Source organism: Streptomyces sp. NPDC085931, from assembly GCF_044540565.1.
Classification (GTDB): Bacteria; Actinomycetota; Actinomycetes; order Streptomycetales; family Streptomycetaceae; genus Streptomyces.
On record NZ_JBITSK010000008.1, the window covers coordinates 266,618 to 283,731 of the forward strand.

Consider the following 17,114-nt stretch of genomic DNA (forward strand, 5'->3'; position numbering starts at 1 on the left):
GAGCGCCGCGTGACAGCGAGCCGCCCCGCGCACACGTTCTCTCCGGTTCCACGCCCCAGCGAGAACCGTGCCGCGTCCCCGACCGAACGCACCCGTGCCCGGGACCACCCACGCCCGCGCACTCGACTGTGACGGAAACCCACGTGATCACCACCACGGACCTCACCAAGGTCTACCGTGCACGCGGCCGCGAGGTCACCGCCCTGGACGGCGTCGACCTGCACGTCCGCGAAGGCGAGGTGTACGGCGTCATCGGCCAGTCCGGCGCCGGCAAGTCCTCGCTCATCCGCTGCGTCAACCTGCTGGAACGCCCCACCTCCGGCACCGTGAGCGTCGACGGGCAGGACCTCACCGCCCTGGCCGGCCGCGGCCCGCGCGCGGGGAAGGAACTGCGCCGGGCGCGCAGCCGCATCGGCATGGTCTTCCAGCACTTCAACCTGCTGTCCTCCCGGACCGTGCAGGACAACGTCGAACTGCCCCTGGAGATCCTCGGCAAGTCCGGCAGGGAACGCTCCCGCAAGGCCCTGGAACTGCTCGACCTGGTCGGCCTCGCCGACAAGGCGGGGGCCTACCCGGCCCAGCTCTCCGGCGGCCAGAAGCAGCGCGTCGGCATCGCCCGCGCCCTCGCCGGGGACCCCAAGGTGCTCCTCTCCGACGAGGCCACCAGCGCCCTGGACCCGGAGACCACCCGGTCGATCCTGGCGCTGCTGCGCGACCTGAACCGGCAGCTCGGCCTGACCGTGCTGCTCATCACGCACGAGATGGACGTCGTGAAGTCGGTCTGCGACTCGGCCGCGCTCATGGAGAACGGCCGCATCGTCGAGTCCGGCACGGTCAGCGAGCTGCTGGCCACCCCCGGCTCGGAACTGGCCGCCGCGCTGTTCCCGCTCGACGGCGAGGCCTCCGGCGACAACCGCACCGTCCTGGACGTCACCTTCCAGGGCGAGAGCGCCACCCAGCCCGTCATCTCGCAGCTCTCCCGCACCTACAACATCGACATCTCGATCCTCGGTGCCGCCATCGACACCGTCGGCGGCCTCCAGGTCGGCCGGATGCGCATCGAACTGCCCGGCCGCTACGAGGACAACGTCGTGCCGATCGGCTTCCTGCGCGAGAAGGGCCTGCAGATCGACGTCCCGGGCCACGAGTCCGCGCTGGTGAAGGAAGGTGCCAAGTGACCTGGTCCGAGATGCGGCCGCTGCTGGAGCAGGCGTGTTGGGACACGCTCTACATGGTCGGCTGGTCCACGCTCATCGCGGTCGTCGGCGGCCTCCCGCTCGGCATCCTGCTGGTCCTGACCGACCGCGGCGGCCTGCTGCAGAACCTCGCCGCCAACAAGGTCATCGGGCAGGTCGTGAACATCGCCCGCTCCCTGCCGTTCATCATCCTCATGGTCGCGCTGATGTCCTTCACCCGGTGGATCACCGGCACGACCATCGGCCGCGAGGCCGCCATCGTGCCCCTCGCCGTCGGCGCCATCCCGTTCTTCGCGCGGCTGGTCGAGACGGCCGTGCGCGAGGTGGACCACGGGCTCGTCGAGGCCGTGCAGGCGATGGGCGGCAACACCTGGACCATCGTCCGCAAGGTCCTCGTCCCCGAGTCCCTGCCGTCGCTGATCTCCAGCACCACCACCACGGTCGTCGCCCTCATCGGCTACTCGGCCATGGCGGGCACGGTCGGCGCCGGCGGCCTCGGCGACATCGCCATCCGCTACGGCTACCAGCGCTTCGAGACCGGGCTGATGTGGATCACCGTCGCGATCCTCGCCGTCGTGATCTCCCTCATCCAGTTCGCCGGCGACTACGCGGCCCGCTCCCTGCACCGCCGCGGCGCCCACTCGGGACCCGCCCCCAGACTGCGGCTGCTCAAAGCCGCCTCCTGAACCCCCCGTCCACCCACGACGGGGTCGCATCCTCGCAAGGTCATAAGGAAAGGCACTTTTCGTGCGTAACACCGCCAAGATCACCACCGCCGTCCTCGCCGCCGGAGCCCTCACCCTCGGGCTCACCGCCTGCGGCGGCGACAGCTCCTCCTCCACCGACGGACCCCTGATCGTCGCCGCCAGCCCCGTCCCGCACGCCGAGATCCTCACCTTCGTGAAGGACAACCTGGCGAAGAAGGAGGGCCTGGACCTGGAGGTCAAGGAGTTCACCGACTACGTCACGCCCAACACGGCGACCCAGGACGGCTCGGTCGGCGCCAACTACTTCCAGAACAAGCCGTACCTCGACGACTTCAACAAGAAGAACGGCACCGACATCGTGCCCGTCGTCACGGTTCACCTGGAGCCCCTCGGCCTCTACTCCCGCAAGGTGAAGAAGGCCGACGACCTGAAGAGCGGTGCGACCGTCGCCATCCCCAACGACACCGTCAACGAGGCCCGCGCGCTCAAGCTCCTCGCCGCCAACGGGATCATCACCCTCAAGGCCGGCGTCGGCAACGAGGCGACCCCGTCGGACATCACCGAGAACCCCAAGAACCTGAAGTTCAAGGAGCTGGAGGCGGCCCAGACCCCGCGCTCCCTGGACGACGTGGACGCCGCCGTCGTCAACGGCAACTACGCCATCGAGTCCGACCTCAAGCCCGCGCAGGACGCCCTCGTCCTGGAGTCGCCGAAGAACAACCCCTACGGCAACTTCCTCGCCGTGAAGAAGGGCAACGAGGACGACCCGCGCGTGAAGAAGCTCGCGAAGCTCCTCACCTCGCCCGAGGTGAAGAAGTTCATCCAGGACAAGTACGCCGGCTCCGTGCTCGCCTCCTTCTGAGCCCGCACCCGGCAGCCGTGAACACGGGGTCCGCCCTCGCCCGGTGGGGGAGGGCCCCGTGGTGCGAATCAGTGCTTTCATGCTGCATGCTGGGCAGTTCAGCAGGCCCCGAAGGTTCCCGAAGGTTACGGAGCGGCGCATGACGAGCACCTTCCCCAACGTCTCCATCAGCACGGAGCGGTTGGTCCTGCGCCCCTTCGAGGAGCCGGACGTCCAGGCGTTCGCCGACATGATGAACGACGAGCTCGTCACCGCCTGGACCTCCGTCCCGCACCCCTACACCGCGGACCACGCCCGCACCTGGATCACCGAACAGGCCCCCGCCGAGCGGACCACGGGCCGCGGCATCGTCTTCGCCGTCACCGAGTTCCTCACCCAGCGCCTGGTCGGCGTCGTCCACCTCAAGAACACCGACTGGCGCATCCGCTCCAGCGAGATGTCCTACGTCATCGCCCCCTGGGCCCGCGGCGAGGGCTACGCCTCCGAGGCCGCGCTCGTCACCGCGCGCTGGCTGTTCGACGACCAGAAGTTCGAGCGCCTCGAACTGCGCACCGCCGCCGACAACACCGCCTCCCAGCAAGTGGCCCAGAAGATCGGCTGCATCAGCGAGGGCGTGCTGCGCGGCGCCTGGATAGCGCGGACCCGCACCGACGGCGGGGAGTGGACCGAGGTGCGCACCGACCTCATCGTGTGGAGCCTGCTCCCCGAGGACCTGGAGGGCGTCGGCGACCAGCTGCCCGGCGGTTTCACGTCCTTCGGCGACTGGAACTGACCGGAACCACCCGCCGCCCGACGGCGACGACGGCACCGCCGCTTCCGCCGCAACCTCGACCGGGTACCCTCACGGAGCCCGCCCGCGGGCCGCACCCCCCCACGACACACAGACGAGCTGCGCAAACCCCTGGAGACTGACGACGATGGCCGACCGGGTCACGGTGATCGGCTGGGACGGTTCGCCGCTGACCACCGCGGCACGCGCCGCGCTGGGCGCCGCGACACTCGTGGCGGGCGCCGCCCACCACCTGGCACTTCCCGAAGTACCCGCGGGCGCCGAGCGCATCCGCCTCGGCAGCGTCGCCCTCGCCGCGCGCCGCATCGCCGCCCACCGCGGCACGGCCGTCGTGCTCGCCGACGGCGACCCGGGCTTCTTCGGCGTCGTACGCACCCTGCGCGCCCCCGAGTTCGGCCTGGAGATCGAGGTCGTCCCCGCCGTCTCCTCCGTCGCCACCGCCTTCGCCCGCGCCGGCATGCCCTGGGACGACGCGGAAGTGGTCGTCGCACACCCCCGCACGCTGCGACGCGCCGTGAACGTGTGCCGCGCCCACCCCAAGGTCGCCGTGCTCACCTCACCGGGCGCCGGCCCCGCCGAACTCGGCCTGCTCCTCGAAGGAGTCCACCGCTCCTTCGTCATCTGCGAGGAGCTGGGCACCGACCACGAGCGCGTCACGATCGTCACCTCCGACAAGGCCGCCGACCACACCTGGCGCGACCCCAACGTCGTCATCGTCCTCGGCGGCCCGGCCCGCCCCGACACGGCAGGAGAGGCCGGCGGCTGGCTCGCCGGCCGCGACCCCTCCGCCGGTCCGCGCGGCTGGTCCCTGCCCGCCGAGGCCTACGGCGGCGACCTCGGCGAGGGCGAGACCCAGCTGCTGCGCGCCTCCCAACTCGCCCGCCTCGGGCCCCGCGTCGGCGACCTCGTGTGGGACATCGGCTGCGGCAGCGGCGCCTTCGCCGTCGAAGCGGCACGCGCCGGGGCCGCCGTGCTCGCCGTCGACAGCGACCCGGCCGCCTGCGCCCGCACCGACGCCACGGCCCGCCGCCTCGGCGTCCAGCTCCAGATCGTCCACGGCACCGCCCCGCACGTCCTGGAGAACCTCCCCGAACCCGACGTCGTGCGCGTCGGCGGCGGGGGAGCGGCCGTCGTCTCGGCGGTCGCCGACCGCCGCCCGCAGCGCATCGTCACGCACGCCGCCACCCGCGACGCCGCCGAACTCATCGGCCGCGACCTCACGGAGCACGGCTACGGCGTCGAGTGCGCCCTGCTGCAGTCCGTCGAACTCGACACCAGGGCCTGGTCGGAGAAGGAGCGGAGCGTCGCGTTCCTGCTCAGCGGCGTTCTGCCGAAGCGCGGCGCCTGACCCCCGGACCCTCTCCGCGACCGTCCCCGTGATCGGTTTGTCGTACTGCGCGCGGTAGGCTGGCCGATCGCTGCACCGCACGCGGACGTCCGGCAGTTCGTCGGCCAATGTCCGGAAAACCCGCCCGTTTTGGGGTGGGTGTGGTACGGCAGAACCGGAGGACGCGCAACGTGGCGCAGTCCACAGCGGAACCGTCGCGGATCAAGCTGCCGTGAGGGTGCCACGGCCGCAACAATGCCAGTGAATGGCTTTGTCGCCTTTTCCGGGCGGGCCGCTCGTGCCGCTGGGGACGCACGCTCGTTCTTCACTGTGGGGCGGTCGGTGCGCCGTTCCGGGTGAGCTGGTCGTAGGAGCACTAACCGATGGGCGAGGGGTACGCATGACCGACACCGGCCAGGTCCCGGGCGAGGGACTGCCGGAGAACTCAGGCATGGTGGAGCAGCCGGGCGCCGCGCACGGTTCGCACACCTACCTCTCCGAGACTTCCGCCGAGGACGAAGACCTCCTGCTGCCGGGTGCCCAGGGTGCCTGGGGCCACGAGGTCGCCCCGCCCGCGCCGGAGCCGGTCGTCGAGACCGTGCACGAGCCGGGCCCGCACGAGCTGTCCGGCCGCGACAGCGGCTCGGTCGACCTCGGCGGGGTCCGCCTGCCCGATCCGCTGCCGATCCCGCCCATCACGCCGCGCAGGCCGCTGCACCTCGGGCCGCCGCTGCCCGACAGCTCCGCCAGCCCCGTCCGCTCCCTGGCCGACCGCGGCCCCGCCGACGCGCCCGTGCGGCAGCCCGCGCCGTCGCCCGGCCCCGAGTACCTCGACGCCCCGCGTGCCGCGGAGGCGCCCTCCGCCCCGGCGGCGCCCTGGGGCGCACCGGCCGTACCGCAGCCCCAGTCGGGCGCCGGGGCGACGCCTGCCGAAACGGTTGTTCCGGCTCCGGAGCCCGTGGGAGCGGCCCAGGCCGTGGTGACCCGCGTGGCAGCCGAGGCGGGCCGGACGATCCCGGCCCAGGCACCCGAGGCGGTCGTGACGGCTTCCGGGCCGCAGGGCGCCGAGGCGGGGGCCGCGGCCGCCGCGCAGATGGCCGGGGCGCAGACGGCTGAGGCTCAGCAGCCCGCGGCGCAGGTCGCCGAGGCGGCGCTTGCCGCGCCCGCGCAGGTGGCCGGGGCCCAGCAGGCCGTGGTGGAGGCACAGCAGCCGGTGGCGGGCCAGGTGGCCGAGGCCGCAGCGGTGGCGCCCGCGCAGGGGGCTGAGGCGGCGCATGCCGCTCCCGCGCAGGTGACCGAGGCGCAGGTGCCTGAAGCGCAGGTGACCGAGGCGCAGACGCCCGAGCCCTCGCAGGCGGTGGGGGCGCAGGCGGCCGAGGCCGGGGCTGTGGCAACCGTGCCGACCGACGAGTCCGGGGCCGCGGCGTCCATGCCGACCCCCCAGGCCGGGCGGATGGTGCCCGGTCAGGCCGTGACCGAGCCGGCGGGCGTCGCCGGTCAGGGCGTCGCCGACCCGGGCGCCGCGCAGACGGCTGCCGCCGAGGCCGGGCAGCCCGCGCCGGCCGCAGCGGTTCCCGGGAGCCCGGAGCCGGAGCAGGCCGCCGCTGCGGAGACAGCGCAGGGCACGGAGGCCGCGGGCGACTCCGTCGCCGCTTCCCTGGCGGCGGCTCAGGTCGCCGAAGCCGAGGCCGCCCCCGTGCAGGACGGGGCCGCTGCCGCTCCCGCCGCGGGCGTCGGCCCGGAGGCGGGGCAGATCGCCGGTGCCGGGCCCGAGCAGGGCGTGGTGGCCGCGGGCGACTCCGTCGCCGCTTCCCCGGAGGCGGCGGCTCAGGTCGCCGAAGCCGAAGCAGCCCCCGTGCAGGACGCGATGGTCACCCCCGTCCCCGCCGCTACCGCCCCGGACGCGCCCGAGGAAACCGGGGAGGAAACCGGTGTCGAGGCCGCGCAGCCCGTTGCCGGCGAGCCGGCCCCCGCCGGTCCCGACGCGATTACGCAGCTCGCCCCCGCCGGTCCCGACGCGATTACGCAGCTCGCCCCCGCCGGTCCCGACGCGACCGCGCAGCCCGCCCCCGCCGGTCCTGACACGGCCGCCCAGCCGGCCCCCGCCGAGGTCTCCGCCGAAGCCGCCGTCGTGCCCGCGCCGGGACAGGTGCCGGGCGAGGAGGCCGACGCGGTCGTCCGCGCGGTGGCCGACGCGCCCGCCGAGGGCGTCGCCGCCGGTGCCGAGCAGGGCGCGGTGCCCGCCCCCGCCCCGGAAGCCGCCCCGGAAGCCGCCCCCGCCCTCGCACAGACCCCCGAGGCGATCCCCTTCCCCGACGCGCCTGCCGGGCCCGAACAGGCCGACCAGTCGCCGCCCGAGGCCGTGTCCGAGGAACCGGTCGCCGCTGCCGGGCCCGCCGAGCAGGTGCCGGGCCCGATGAACGCCGAGGGCGCCGACCCCGCCGGGCAGGCGGCCCCCGCCGCGCCCTCCGGCACCGCCGAGACCGAGGCCCCGGCCACTCCCGAGGCCTCCGTTCCCACCCCGGCCGCACCCCTCGCCGAAGCCGTGGCGCAGGGACTCGTCGCCCCCGTCGGCGACACCGCCGCACAGCCCCCGGCTCAGCTCGCGCAGCCGGCCGACCCCGAGGCCATCGCACCCCAGCCCGACATGACAGCTCCTCAGACCGCCGCCCCCGCCTCCGAGGCCGCGGGCGACCCGGCCACCACCCCGGCGCCGGCCGCTCCCGCGACCGGGCCTGCCGAGCTCACCGCAGCCGCCGCGGCGACCGGCACCCCGGCCCCCGCCGAAGCCGCCCACCCCACCGCACCCACCGAGACGGCGCCCCCGGCGGCACCCGCCCCGGCACCCGCCTCCGAGGCGACCACCCCCGCCCCGGCGGAGCCGGTCACCCCGGCGCCCGTCTCCGAGGACCCGACCCCGGCCCCGGCCCCGGAAAGCGGTCCACCCGCCGGGCAGGACGTCACCGTCGTGCTGCCCACCCCGCCCGTGGACGAGCACGGCGGTCAGCCCGTCCAGGGCCCGCAGCAGTCGGGGCCCGCGCAGCCCGGCGCCGCGGACCCCGCCGCCCTCGTCCCCGCCCCCCGCGACGGCGACACCGCACCCGCGCAGAACGCCGACGACCTGGACACCCGGGCCGCCGAACAGGAAGACCTGGCGGACCAGGAACGTCTACAGGGAGAGGGCGCGCCCGCAGTGACAGAGGCACGAGAGTCCACCGGACCGGCCGCACCCCCCTACGACCCCGCCGAGCGCGAGGCCGTCCTGAAGGTCATGCGTGAACGCCGCGACATCCGCAACGGCTTCCGCAGCGACCCCATCCCGCACGAGGTGCTGCTCCGGGTCCTGGAGGCCGCGCACCACGCGCCCTCCGTGGGCCACTCGCAGCCCTGGGACTTCGTCGTCATCCGCTCCGCCGACACGCGGCGCGCGATGCACGAACTGGCCATGCGCCAGCGCGACGCGTACGCGAAGTCCCTCCCCAAGGGCCGGGCCAAGCAGTTCAAGGAACTGAAGATCGAGGCCATCCTCGACACCCCGGTGAACATCGTCGTCACCGCCGACCCGACCCGCGGTGGCCGGCACACCCTCGGCCGCCACACCCAACCCCAGATGGCCCCGTACTCGGCCGCCCTGGCCGTGGAGAACCTCTGGCTCGCCGCCCGCGCCGAAGGCCTCGGCGTCGGCTGGGTCAGCTTCTTCGACGAGCGCGAGATGGTCCGCGCGCTCGGGCTGCCCGAGCATCTCGAGGTCATCGCCTACCTGTGCGTCGGTTACGTCGACGAGTTCCCGGACGAGCCCGAGCTGCTGCAGGCGGGCTGGTCCAAGCGCCGCCCGCTGTCGTGGGTCGTGCACGAGGAGACGTACGGCCGACGCGCACTGCCCGGAGAGGAACCGCACGACCTGCTCGCCGAGACCGTCGCGCAGATCCGCCCGCTGGACGCCAAGGCGCTCGGCGAGGCGTGGGAGCGCCAGAAGCGCATGACCAAGCCGGCCGGAGCGCTCGGCATGCTGGAGATCATCTCCGCCCAGCTGTCGGGGCTGTCCCGGCAGTGCCCGCCGCCGATCCCGGAGCCCGCGGCCGTCGCGATCTTCGCCGGCGACCACGGTGTCCACGCGCAGGGGGTCACCCCCTGGCCGCAGGAGGTCACGGCCCAGATGGTGGCCAACTTCCTCGGCGGGGGCGCCGTCTGCAACGCCTTCGCGACCCAGGTGGGCGCCGAGGTGTGCATCGTCGACGTCGGGGTCGCCGCCGACCTCCCGGCCACGCCGGGCCTGCTGCCCCGCAAGATCCGGGGCGGCACGTCCGACATGACGACCGGCCCCGCCATGACCCGCGAGGAGGCCAGGCAGGCCATCGAGGTGGGCATCGAGACGGCCCGCGACCTGGTCGCGGCCGGCAACAAGGCCCTGCTCACCGGTGAGATGGGCATCGGGAACACCACCGCGTCCGCCGCCCTCATCTCGGTCTTCACGGGCGCCGACCCGGCCGAGGTCACGGGCCGGGGCACCGGCATCAACGACGAGACCCTCGCCCGCAAGACCGAGGTCGTCCGCCGTGCCCTGGAGCTCCACCAGCCGGACCCGGCCGACCCGATCGGCGTGCTCGCCGCGATCGGCGGCTTCGAGCACGCCGCCCTGGTCGGCCTCCTCCTCGGCGGCGCCTCGCTGCGCACACCGGTGATCCTCGACGGCGTCAGCGCCGGTGCCGCGGCCCTGGTGGCCCGGGCGATCGCGCCGGAGGTCCTGGCCGCCTGCATCGCGGGCCACCGCAGCGCCGAGCCGGGCCACGTGGCGGCCCTCAACAAGCTGGGCCTGCGTCCCCTGGTCGACCTCGACCTGCGCCTCGGCGAGGGCACGGGCGCCCTGCTGGCCCTGCCCCTGGTCCAGAGCACGGCCCGGGCGATGCACGAGGTGGCGACGTTCGACTCGGCGGGCGTGACCGAGAAGTAGGGCTCCGGCCGTCCGCGGTGATCCGTCCCCACCCGTTCCGCGCGGCGGAGCGGGTGGGCACGGACCGTGTCCGGCACCGGCCGGTCTGCCCACCGGCCTGCCCAGCCACCGGACCACCCGGGCCGCCCTTCCGCCCGCCCATTAAAATCCGCACGTCAGGGCCACCGCACCGCCGTCCACAGGAGCCGCACCCTCATGGCCGAACACCCCGCCTACCCCGTAGGCCTCCGCCTCACCGGCCGTCGCGTGGTCGTCCTCGGCGGTGGCCAGGTCGCCCAGCGCCGCCTCCCGGCGCTCGTCGCCGCCGGAGCGGACGTCCTCCTCGTGTCCCCGCAGGCCACCCCCTCGGTGGAGGCGATGGCGGACGCCGGCGAGATCACCTGGCTCCGCCGCCCGTACCAGGAGGGCGACCTGGCCGACGCCTGGTACGCCCTGATCGCCACCAGCGACACCGAGGCCAACACCCGGGCCTCGGCCGAGGCGGAACGCCACCGCGTCTGGTGCGTCCGCTCCGACGACGCCGACCGGGCCACCGCCTGGACCCCGGCCACCGGCCACAGCGAGGGCGTCACGATCGCCGTGCTCACCACCGACGCGCGCGGCCGCGACCCCCGCCACACCGCCGCCATCCGCGACGCGGTCGTCGAGGGACTGCGCGACGGCACGCTGGTCGCCCCGCACCACCGCACCCGCACGCCCGGAGTCGCCCTGGTCGGCGGCGGCCCCGGCGACCCGGACCTGATCACCGTGCGCGGCCGCCGCCTGCTCGCCGAGGCCGACGTGGTCATCACCGACCACCTGGGCCCGCGCGACCTGCTCGCCGAACTCTCCCCGAACGTCGAGATCATCGACGCGGCCAAGCTCCCGTACGGCAGGTTCATGGCCCAGGAGGCCATCAACGACGCCCTGATCGCGTACGCCAGGCAGGGCAAGTCCGTGGTACGGCTCAAGGGCGGCGACCCCTTCGTCTACGGGCGCGGCATGGAAGAGGTCCAGGCACTGGCCGAGGCGGGCATCCCGTGCACGGTCGTGCCCGGCATCTCCAGCTCCATCTCGGTCCCGGGCGCCGCCGGCATCCCGGTCACCCACCGGGGCGTCGCCCACGAGTTCACGGTCGTCAGCGGTCACATCGCCCCCGACGACGAGCGCTCCCTGGTCGACTGGCCCTCCCTCGCCAAGCTCACCGGCACGCTGGTGATCCTCATGGGCGTCGGCACGATCGGGAAGGTCGCCGAGACGCTCATCGCCCACGGCAAGTCCCCCGATGCGCCCGTCGCCCTGATCCAGGAGGGCACCACGGCCGGCCAGCGCCGCGTCGACGCCACCCTGGCCACCGTCGGGGAGACCGTGCGCAGCGAGGACGTGAAGCCCCCGGCGGTCATCGTCGTCGGCGAGGTCGTGAACGTCGGCCCGAAGACCGCCTCACCCCGCCAGTAGCCCCGGGCAGCACACCCGTACCGAGCCGTTGGCACCCCACCCAGGACAAGGCGGTATCACCCTGTGGCCGATCTCATCACCGTCGAGGATCCCGACGACCCGCGCCTGCGCGACTACACCGGCCTGACCGACGTGGAGTTGCGCCGCAGGCGCGAACCCGCCGAGGGCCTGTTCATCGCCGAGGGCGAGAAGGTCATCCGAAGGGCCAAGGAGGCGGGCTACGCGATGCGGTCCATGCTGCTCTCGGCCAAGTGGGTCGACGTCATGCGCGACGTCATCGAGGAACTCCCCGCCCCGGTCTACGCGGTCAGCCCCGAGCTCGCCGAGCGGGTCACCGGCTACCACGTGCACCGCGGCGCCCTCGCCTCCATGCAGCGCAAGCCCCTGCCCACCGCCGCCGACCTGCTGCGGACCGCCCGCCGCGTCGTCGTCATGGAGTCGGTCAACGACCACACCAACATCGGCGCCATCTTCCGCTCCGCCGCCGCCCTCGGCATGGACGCGGTCCTGCTCTCCCCGGACTGCGCCGACCCGCTGTACCGCCGCAGCGTGAAGGTCTCGATGGGCGCGGTCTTCTCCGTGCCGTACGCCCGGCTCGACACCTGGCCGAAGGGCCTGGACTCGGTCCGCGAGGCGGGTTTCACGCTCCTCGCCCTCACCCCCGACGAGAAGGCCAGGTCCCTGGACGAGGCCGCGCCGCACACCATGGACCGCGTGGCCCTCATGCTCGGCGCCGAGGGCGACGGCCTGTCCACCCAGGCCCTGGTCGCCGCCGACGAGTGGGTGCGCATCCCCATGTCCCACGGCGTGGACTCGCTCAACGTGGGCGCCGCGGCCGCCGTCGCCTTCTACGCGGTGGCCACCGGCCGCCCCCGGGTCTAGGACGGTCCCCGTGGAGCAGCGCGACGCCGTCGTGGCCGTACTCCTGCGCGGCGAGCGCCTGCTCGCGATCCGGCGCGGTCCCGGTGTCGCCCGCCCCGGCTACTGGCAACCGCTCAGCGGCAAGGTCGAACCGGGCGAGACCCAGGAGCAGGCGGTCGTCCGGGAGGTCCGCGAGGAGGTCGGCCTCACCGTCGTGCCGGAGGCGAAGGTATGGGAGTCGGAGACCGACGACCACCGCTTCCGCCTGCACTGGTGGACCGCCCGCGCGGACACCGGAGAGGTGGTCCCCGACCCGGACGAGGTCGCCGACGCGCGCTGGGTCACCCCCGAGGAGTTCCTGGCCCTGGACCCGGTCTTCGACGGCGACCGCCCGTTCTTCGAGCGGATCCTCCCGGGACTGTGACGGCCTGGGGGCCCGCACCCCGCGGACGGGCCCGGCTACGACCCGTGCCCGGGCGGCCCGGAGTCGGGCCGCACCTGCTCCTGCCGTACCCCCGTCCCGTCGCCGCCGAGCCCTCGCGCCGGACCCTGGCAGCCCTGCACCAGCGCGATGCCGACGGCCACCAGCAGCGTGACCACGACGAACACGAACAGCCGCTGGCGCAGCAGCCGCGGATTGGCGGGCCGCAGCCCGGTCCCGGTGTTCCTGGGCGCCGGGCGCCCGGTGCCGCTGTGCGGCGCCGACCGGCTGCCGCCGCCCGGCCGGCTGCCGTTGCGTCCGGTGGGCGTCGGCCGCGCACCCGAGCGCGACGGCGTGCCGCCCCGCGCGGCGCCGGTACCGCGCACCGGGGTCCGGCCCCGCCGGCCGTCGCCCGGGGTCCGGTTCCCGGTGCCGGAGGCCCGCGACGCGCCCCGCGCGCCGGATCCGCCCTGGGACGCCGGGCCGCCGTCCGGCGGCGCGGCACCGTCCCGTGCCGGAGCGGCACCGCGCGGCGGGGGAGTGCCCCGGCCGCGCTGCCCCCCGGACGTGCCCTGGCCCTGCCGGCGGGCGCGGTCGGGATAGGTGTCGGCGGACCGCTCGGATTCGGCGCCGCGCGGCGCGGGCGGCCGCACCCCGGCGAGGTCCTGGGACTCGCGGGCCGCGATCTCCTTGAGCCGCAGCGACAGTTGGAGGGTGCTGGGCCGCTCCTCGGGGTCCTTCGCCAGACAGGCCCGGATCAGCGGGGCCAACGCGTCGGGTACACCGTGCAGCTGCGGCTCCTCGTGCACCACGCGGTACAGCATCACCTCGGAACTGCCGTGCCCGAAGGGCGAGTCGCCCATCGAGCAGTAGGCGAGGGTGGCGCCGAGCGAGAACACGTCCGTGGCCGGTGTGACGGCGGCCCCGCGCACCTGCTCCGGCGCGAGGAAGCCCGGCGAGCCGACGGCCGTGCCGACGTGGGTGAGGGTCGAGGCGCCGGTCGCCCAGGCGATGCCGAAGTCGATGATCCGCGGTCCCTTCGGGGACAGCAGGATGTTCGACGGCTTCAGGTCCCGGTGGACGACCCCCGCCTCGTGCACCGCGACCAGACCCTCCGACAGGGCGGCCCCGACGGCGGCGACGTCGGCCGCGCCGAGCGGCCCCTCGGCGGCGACCTTGTCGTGCAGGGAGGGGCCGGGCACGTACTGGGTGGCGAACCAGGGCCGGTCCGCGTCGAGGTCGGCGGCCACGAGCCGTGCCGTGCACCCGCCGCGGATCCGTCTGGCGGCCGAGACCTCACGGGCGAACCGCGAGCGGAACTCCTGGTCCTCCGCGAGATCGGGCCGGATGACCTTGAGCGCGACCCGCTGCCCCTTCTTGTCGGAGCCCAGGTAGACCACGCCCATCCCGCCCGCGCCCAGCCGTCGGTGAAGCTTGAACGAGCCGACGACGCGCGGGTCCTCGCGCCTCAGGCGCATCATCGCCATGTTCATCCCCGCTGCCCGGTCCTGTGACGAGCCACAGCTTACGTTTCCACGGCCGCCCGCGCGCAGAGGCCGCGCCCTCTCCGGGTGATGGATTGTCAGTGCTCGGCGCGCGACGTGAAAGGTGGTCAGGGAGGGCGCGGGGAGGCGGACTTCACGCCGTTGGTGATCCCAACCACCGGTCACAGAAGGGGGATTGGTCCTGTGAGGGGGGATCGCGTGGAGATGGCCGTGGATGCCGGGGACACGACGCGCGCCCGCGAGGGGGTGGCGAGCCGGGCCGGACAAGGGGTGGGGAGGGTGGTGCGCCGAGGCGTCGTGGAAGTGAGCGAAGTCACGCGCGGGCAACCGCTCACGCCCCGCAGACAGGGGGGGCAAGGCGGTCGTCCGTACGGCGCGGTGCGCGGCGAACCGGGGTGCCGGTGCCGGCCGGGCAGCCCGTTCCACGGCAGAGGAGCCCGGAGGAAGCGGGATGATCCCGGCGCCCCGTCGGGGAAGACCCTGAGACCGGCACCGGCGTCTCCACCCAGGGGAGTACATCGCGGGGGACGGCTCATCCTCCGGGAGGCCAGGCAATCGGTACGAGGGCATGACGCCCGCGACGGGCCGCGCGCCTAGATTTGAGGTCAAGCGGCGGGTGCAGCACTCGTCCCCCGAGGTCAGACACCCGCCGCTGCAGACGACAACCAGAACGGTCAGGAGAGGGATCATGGCCCACACGGCACCGCGGACACTGATCCGCGAGGAGGGACGCAAGGTGTACGCCGCCGCGTTCCCCCGCCGCCAGGGCCGACGCCACCCCGTGGTGGCGACGCTGATGGCCCTTCCCCTGGCGGTCCTGCTCCTCCTCGTCTTCGACGGGTGGGAGACAGTGGCCACACAGGCGTCGTCCGTGGGAGAGATGCTGGGGCGCTGAGCGGCGACCCCAGGCCCGGAAGAGCGGTCCGGGCGGGGACATCCACCCATGAAACCCCGTGGGGACGGGGGTGCGGCGGACGGCACAAATGCCGGCGCAGCTGGGGAGCTGCGCCGGCATTGCCATGCCCCGGCGGGGTTCACCCGGCTGCGGGCCACCGCGCGGCCAGGAGCCGGCGGTACCTCGCGACGGCGCCGAGCGGTACCCCCGGCCTCGGCAACCCGGGCGTACCCTCACCGCGTGACACCCGCCCAGCTCATACCCGCCCTCACCGCCAGGGCGCGGGCCGCCGCGCACGCCCGTCTCACCCCCTGCCCCTGCGGCGCGGCCACCCTCGCGGACCGCCCCGACGGCACCGTCGTACGCCACGGCGACACCGTCGCGAAGGCCCACCCGCCGGGCACCGGACCCGCCGAGCTGACCGGCCGCCTCGCCGTCGCGGCGAGCCACCCCGGCATCCTCCTGCCCCCGCTCACCCCGGCCCCCCTCGACCTGCACGGCCGCCTCGTCACCCTCTGGCCCCACGGCACCCCCGTCGACCCGGACGATCCGGACGCCGCCCCCTGGGAGGCCGCCGCCACCCTGCTCGCCCGCCTCCACCGCACCCCGCCCCCCGACGGCCTGCCCCCCATGCGCGGCCCGGTCAAGGCGGCCCAGGCCATCACCCGTCTGCGCGCGACGACCGCCCCGCCCTCCGGGACCGGACCGCACGGCGCCACGGACCCGCACCCCGCGGCCGCCCTCGTCCTGCGGGCCTGGGCCACCCTCCCCGCCTGGGCCCGCGCCGAGGCGCCCCCGCCGGACGGCGGCACCCTCTGCCACGGCGACCTCCACCTCGGCCAGCTCGTGCGCCACCCCGTCCCGGACGGCCCCTGGCTGCTGATCGACGTGGACGACCTCGGCGTCGGCATGCCGGCCTGGGACCTCGCCCGCCCCGCCGCCTGGTACGCCTGCGGCCTGCTCCCGCCCGACGCCTGGGCCCGTTTCCTCGCCGCCTATCGCCAGGCGGGCGGCCCGGCCGTACCCGCCGACGGCGACCCCTGGCCCGCCCTCGACGTACCGGCGCGCGCCCTCACCGTGCAGACCGCGGCCCGGGCCGTCACCAAGGCGGTGGTGGCCGGACGGCCCCTGGACGAGGTGGAGCAGGCGGTCCTGGACGCCTGTGACCGTATGTCCGCACTCCCGCGGCAGTCGGGGCGGGACCGGGCGACGTAGGGTGCAACCGACCGCAGCGGGACGGAGTCTGTCCTGGCGAGACGCGAAGCAGGACCGACCGGCGAGGAGTTGAACGACCATGCAGTGTCCGAAGTGCCGTGCGCCGATGCACACGTACAACCGCAACGGTGTCCAGATCGAGCAGTGCAGCGGCTGCCGAGGGATCTTCCTCGACTACGGCGAGCTGGAGTCGCTGACCCGGCTGGAGGCCCAGTGGTCCCAGCCGGCCCCGCCGCCCCCGCCCGCGCCGCAGGCCTACCCGGCCCCTCCGGCCCCCGCCTGGGGCGCCCCGCACGGCGGCCACGGCCACCACGGTCACCACCGCCACAAGAGCTTCGGGCACATGCTGTTCTCGTCCTGAGTCGCGCCACGCACGACGAAGCCCCCGGCCGTCGAACGGCCGGGGGCTCCGGTGCGGTGTGGACGATACTGGGATTGAACCAGTGACCTCTTCCGTGTCAGGGAAGCGCTCTCCCGCTGAGCTAATCGTCCTCGGGACCATGGCCACCGACTGCGAGGGACCATGGGCACTGCGTGCGCGATACTGGGATTGAACCAGTGACCTCTTCCGTGTCAGGGAAGCGCTCTCCCGCTGAGCTAATCGCGCGGGGGATCTTCGAGAAGATCCAGTGGACGATACTGGGATTGAACCAGTGACCTCTTCCGTGTCAGGGAAGCGCTCTCCCGCTGAGCTAATCGTCCTTGGAGGTGGAGACGGGATTTGAACCCGTGTAGACGGCTTTGCAGGCCGTTGCCTCGCCTCTCGGCCACTCCACCAGGAGTGCGGGGAACCGGGAGTCCCCCTCTTCCTTCGAGCGGACGACGAGGTTCGAACTCGCGACCTCAACCTTGGCAAGGTTGCGCTCTACCAACTGAGCTACGTCCGCCTGTCGGTTCGGCCCGCTCTCGCGGCCCGGCGACGTGTTGAACTCTAGCGGATTCCGGTG

General features: G+C 74.3%; 13 protein-coding genes, 5 tRNA genes and 1 pseudogene. 13 read left to right on the plus strand and 6 right to left on the minus strand.

Annotation, left to right across the window (positions count from 1 at the left end):
• The first annotated feature begins 143 nt into the window (after positions 1-143).
• The 9 genes from ACIGAN_RS19320 (at position 144) to ACIGAN_RS19360 (ending at position 12,555) form a co-directional block, all read left to right on the plus strand.
• Entirely contained in the window at positions 144-1,178 is a 1,035-nt protein-coding gene (locus tag ACIGAN_RS19320; protein WP_365090950.1) for a methionine ABC transporter ATP-binding protein, read from the plus strand.
• Positions 1,175-1,882, plus strand: a complete 708-nt coding sequence (locus ACIGAN_RS19325; RefSeq protein WP_365090953.1) for a methionine ABC transporter permease — start codon at positions 1,175-1,177, stop codon at positions 1,880-1,882. Before ACIGAN_RS19320 ends, ACIGAN_RS19325 begins: the two co-directional genes overlap by 4 nt.
• Before the next feature lie 61 nt (positions 1,883-1,943).
• Positions 1,944-2,765 carry a MetQ/NlpA family ABC transporter substrate-binding protein gene (locus ACIGAN_RS19330; protein WP_365090956.1) on the plus strand — a complete coding sequence of 274 codons (822 nt, stop codon included), beginning with the start codon at positions 1,944-1,946 and terminating at the stop codon, positions 2,763-2,765.
• A 139-nt stretch (positions 2,766-2,904) separates the two neighbouring features.
• Positions 2,905-3,537, plus strand: coding sequence for a GNAT family N-acetyltransferase (locus tag ACIGAN_RS19335; protein WP_365090959.1), 633 nt, complete (start codon positions 2,905-2,907; stop codon positions 3,535-3,537).
• 145 nt (positions 3,538-3,682) lie between these two features.
• The gene (gene cbiE, locus ACIGAN_RS19340) at positions 3,683-4,903 is read left to right on the plus strand and encodes a precorrin-6y C5,15-methyltransferase (decarboxylating) subunit CbiE (protein ID WP_399858945.1); all 1,221 of its coding nucleotides are present in this window, start codon (positions 3,683-3,685) and stop codon (positions 4,901-4,903) included.
• Between the two features lie 379 nt (positions 4,904-5,282).
• Positions 5,283-9,833, plus strand: coding sequence for a nicotinate-nucleotide--dimethylbenzimidazole phosphoribosyltransferase (gene cobT / locus ACIGAN_RS19345; protein WP_399858947.1), 4,551 nt, complete (start codon positions 5,283-5,285; stop codon positions 9,831-9,833).
• Positions 9,834-10,028: 195 nt separating this feature from the next.
• The gene (cobA, locus tag ACIGAN_RS19350; protein ID WP_399858950.1) at positions 10,029-11,270 is read left to right on the plus strand and encodes a uroporphyrinogen-III C-methyltransferase; all 1,242 of its coding nucleotides are present in this window, start codon (positions 10,029-10,031) and stop codon (positions 11,268-11,270) included.
• Between the two features lie 63 nt (positions 11,271-11,333).
• Complete coding sequence (locus ACIGAN_RS19355; RefSeq protein ID WP_365090970.1) at positions 11,334-12,152, plus strand: TrmH family RNA methyltransferase; 819 nt, start codon at positions 11,334-11,336, stop codon at positions 12,150-12,152.
• Positions 12,153-12,162: 10 nt separating this feature from the next.
• Complete coding sequence (locus ACIGAN_RS19360; protein ID WP_399858953.1) at positions 12,163-12,555, plus strand: NUDIX domain-containing protein; 393 nt, start codon at positions 12,163-12,165, stop codon at positions 12,553-12,555.
• 35 nt (positions 12,556-12,590) lie between these two features.
• Here the strand turns inward: ACIGAN_RS19360 and ACIGAN_RS19365 are convergent, their stop codons facing one another.
• A complete protein-coding gene (locus ACIGAN_RS19365) occupies positions 12,591-14,045 on the minus strand; it encodes a serine/threonine protein kinase (protein ID WP_399858956.1) in 1,455 nt (484 codons plus the stop codon).
• 195 nt (positions 14,046-14,240) lie between these two features.
• Between ACIGAN_RS19365 and ACIGAN_RS19370 the strand changes: the two are divergent.
• From ACIGAN_RS19370 to ACIGAN_RS19385, 4 genes and pseudogenes are all read left to right on the plus strand, one after another.
• A pseudogene (locus tag ACIGAN_RS19370) lies at positions 14,241-14,512 on the plus strand (hypothetical protein).
• A 233-nt stretch (positions 14,513-14,745) separates the two neighbouring features.
• Complete coding sequence (locus ACIGAN_RS19375; protein WP_351361118.1) at positions 14,746-14,952, plus strand: hypothetical protein; 207 nt, start codon at positions 14,746-14,748, stop codon at positions 14,950-14,952.
• 240 nt (positions 14,953-15,192) lie between these two features.
• Complete coding sequence (locus ACIGAN_RS19380) at positions 15,193-16,167, plus strand: phosphotransferase family protein (RefSeq protein ID WP_399858960.1); 975 nt, start codon at positions 15,193-15,195, stop codon at positions 16,165-16,167.
• A 79-nt stretch (positions 16,168-16,246) separates the two neighbouring features.
• Positions 16,247-16,528, plus strand: a complete 282-nt coding sequence (locus ACIGAN_RS19385; protein ID WP_311684290.1) for a TFIIB-type zinc ribbon-containing protein — start codon at positions 16,247-16,249, stop codon at positions 16,526-16,528.
• Between the two features lie 59 nt (positions 16,529-16,587).
• Here ACIGAN_RS19385 and ACIGAN_RS19390 read toward each other — a convergent pair.
• From ACIGAN_RS19390 to ACIGAN_RS19410, 5 genes are all read right to left on the minus strand, one after another.
• Positions 16,588-16,659 (minus strand) — tRNA-Val (locus ACIGAN_RS19390).
• 43 nt (positions 16,660-16,702) lie between these two features.
• Positions 16,703-16,774 (minus strand) — tRNA-Val (locus tag ACIGAN_RS19395).
• A 23-nt stretch (positions 16,775-16,797) separates the two neighbouring features.
• Positions 16,798-16,869 (minus strand) — tRNA-Val (locus tag ACIGAN_RS19400).
• A 1-nt stretch (position 16,870) separates the two neighbouring features.
• Positions 16,871-16,944, minus strand: a tRNA-Cys gene (locus tag ACIGAN_RS19405).
• Positions 16,945-16,981: 37 nt separating this feature from the next.
• Positions 16,982-17,054: transfer RNA gene (locus ACIGAN_RS19410), tRNA-Gly, on the minus strand.
• Between the last annotated feature and the right edge of the window lie 60 nt (positions 17,055-17,114).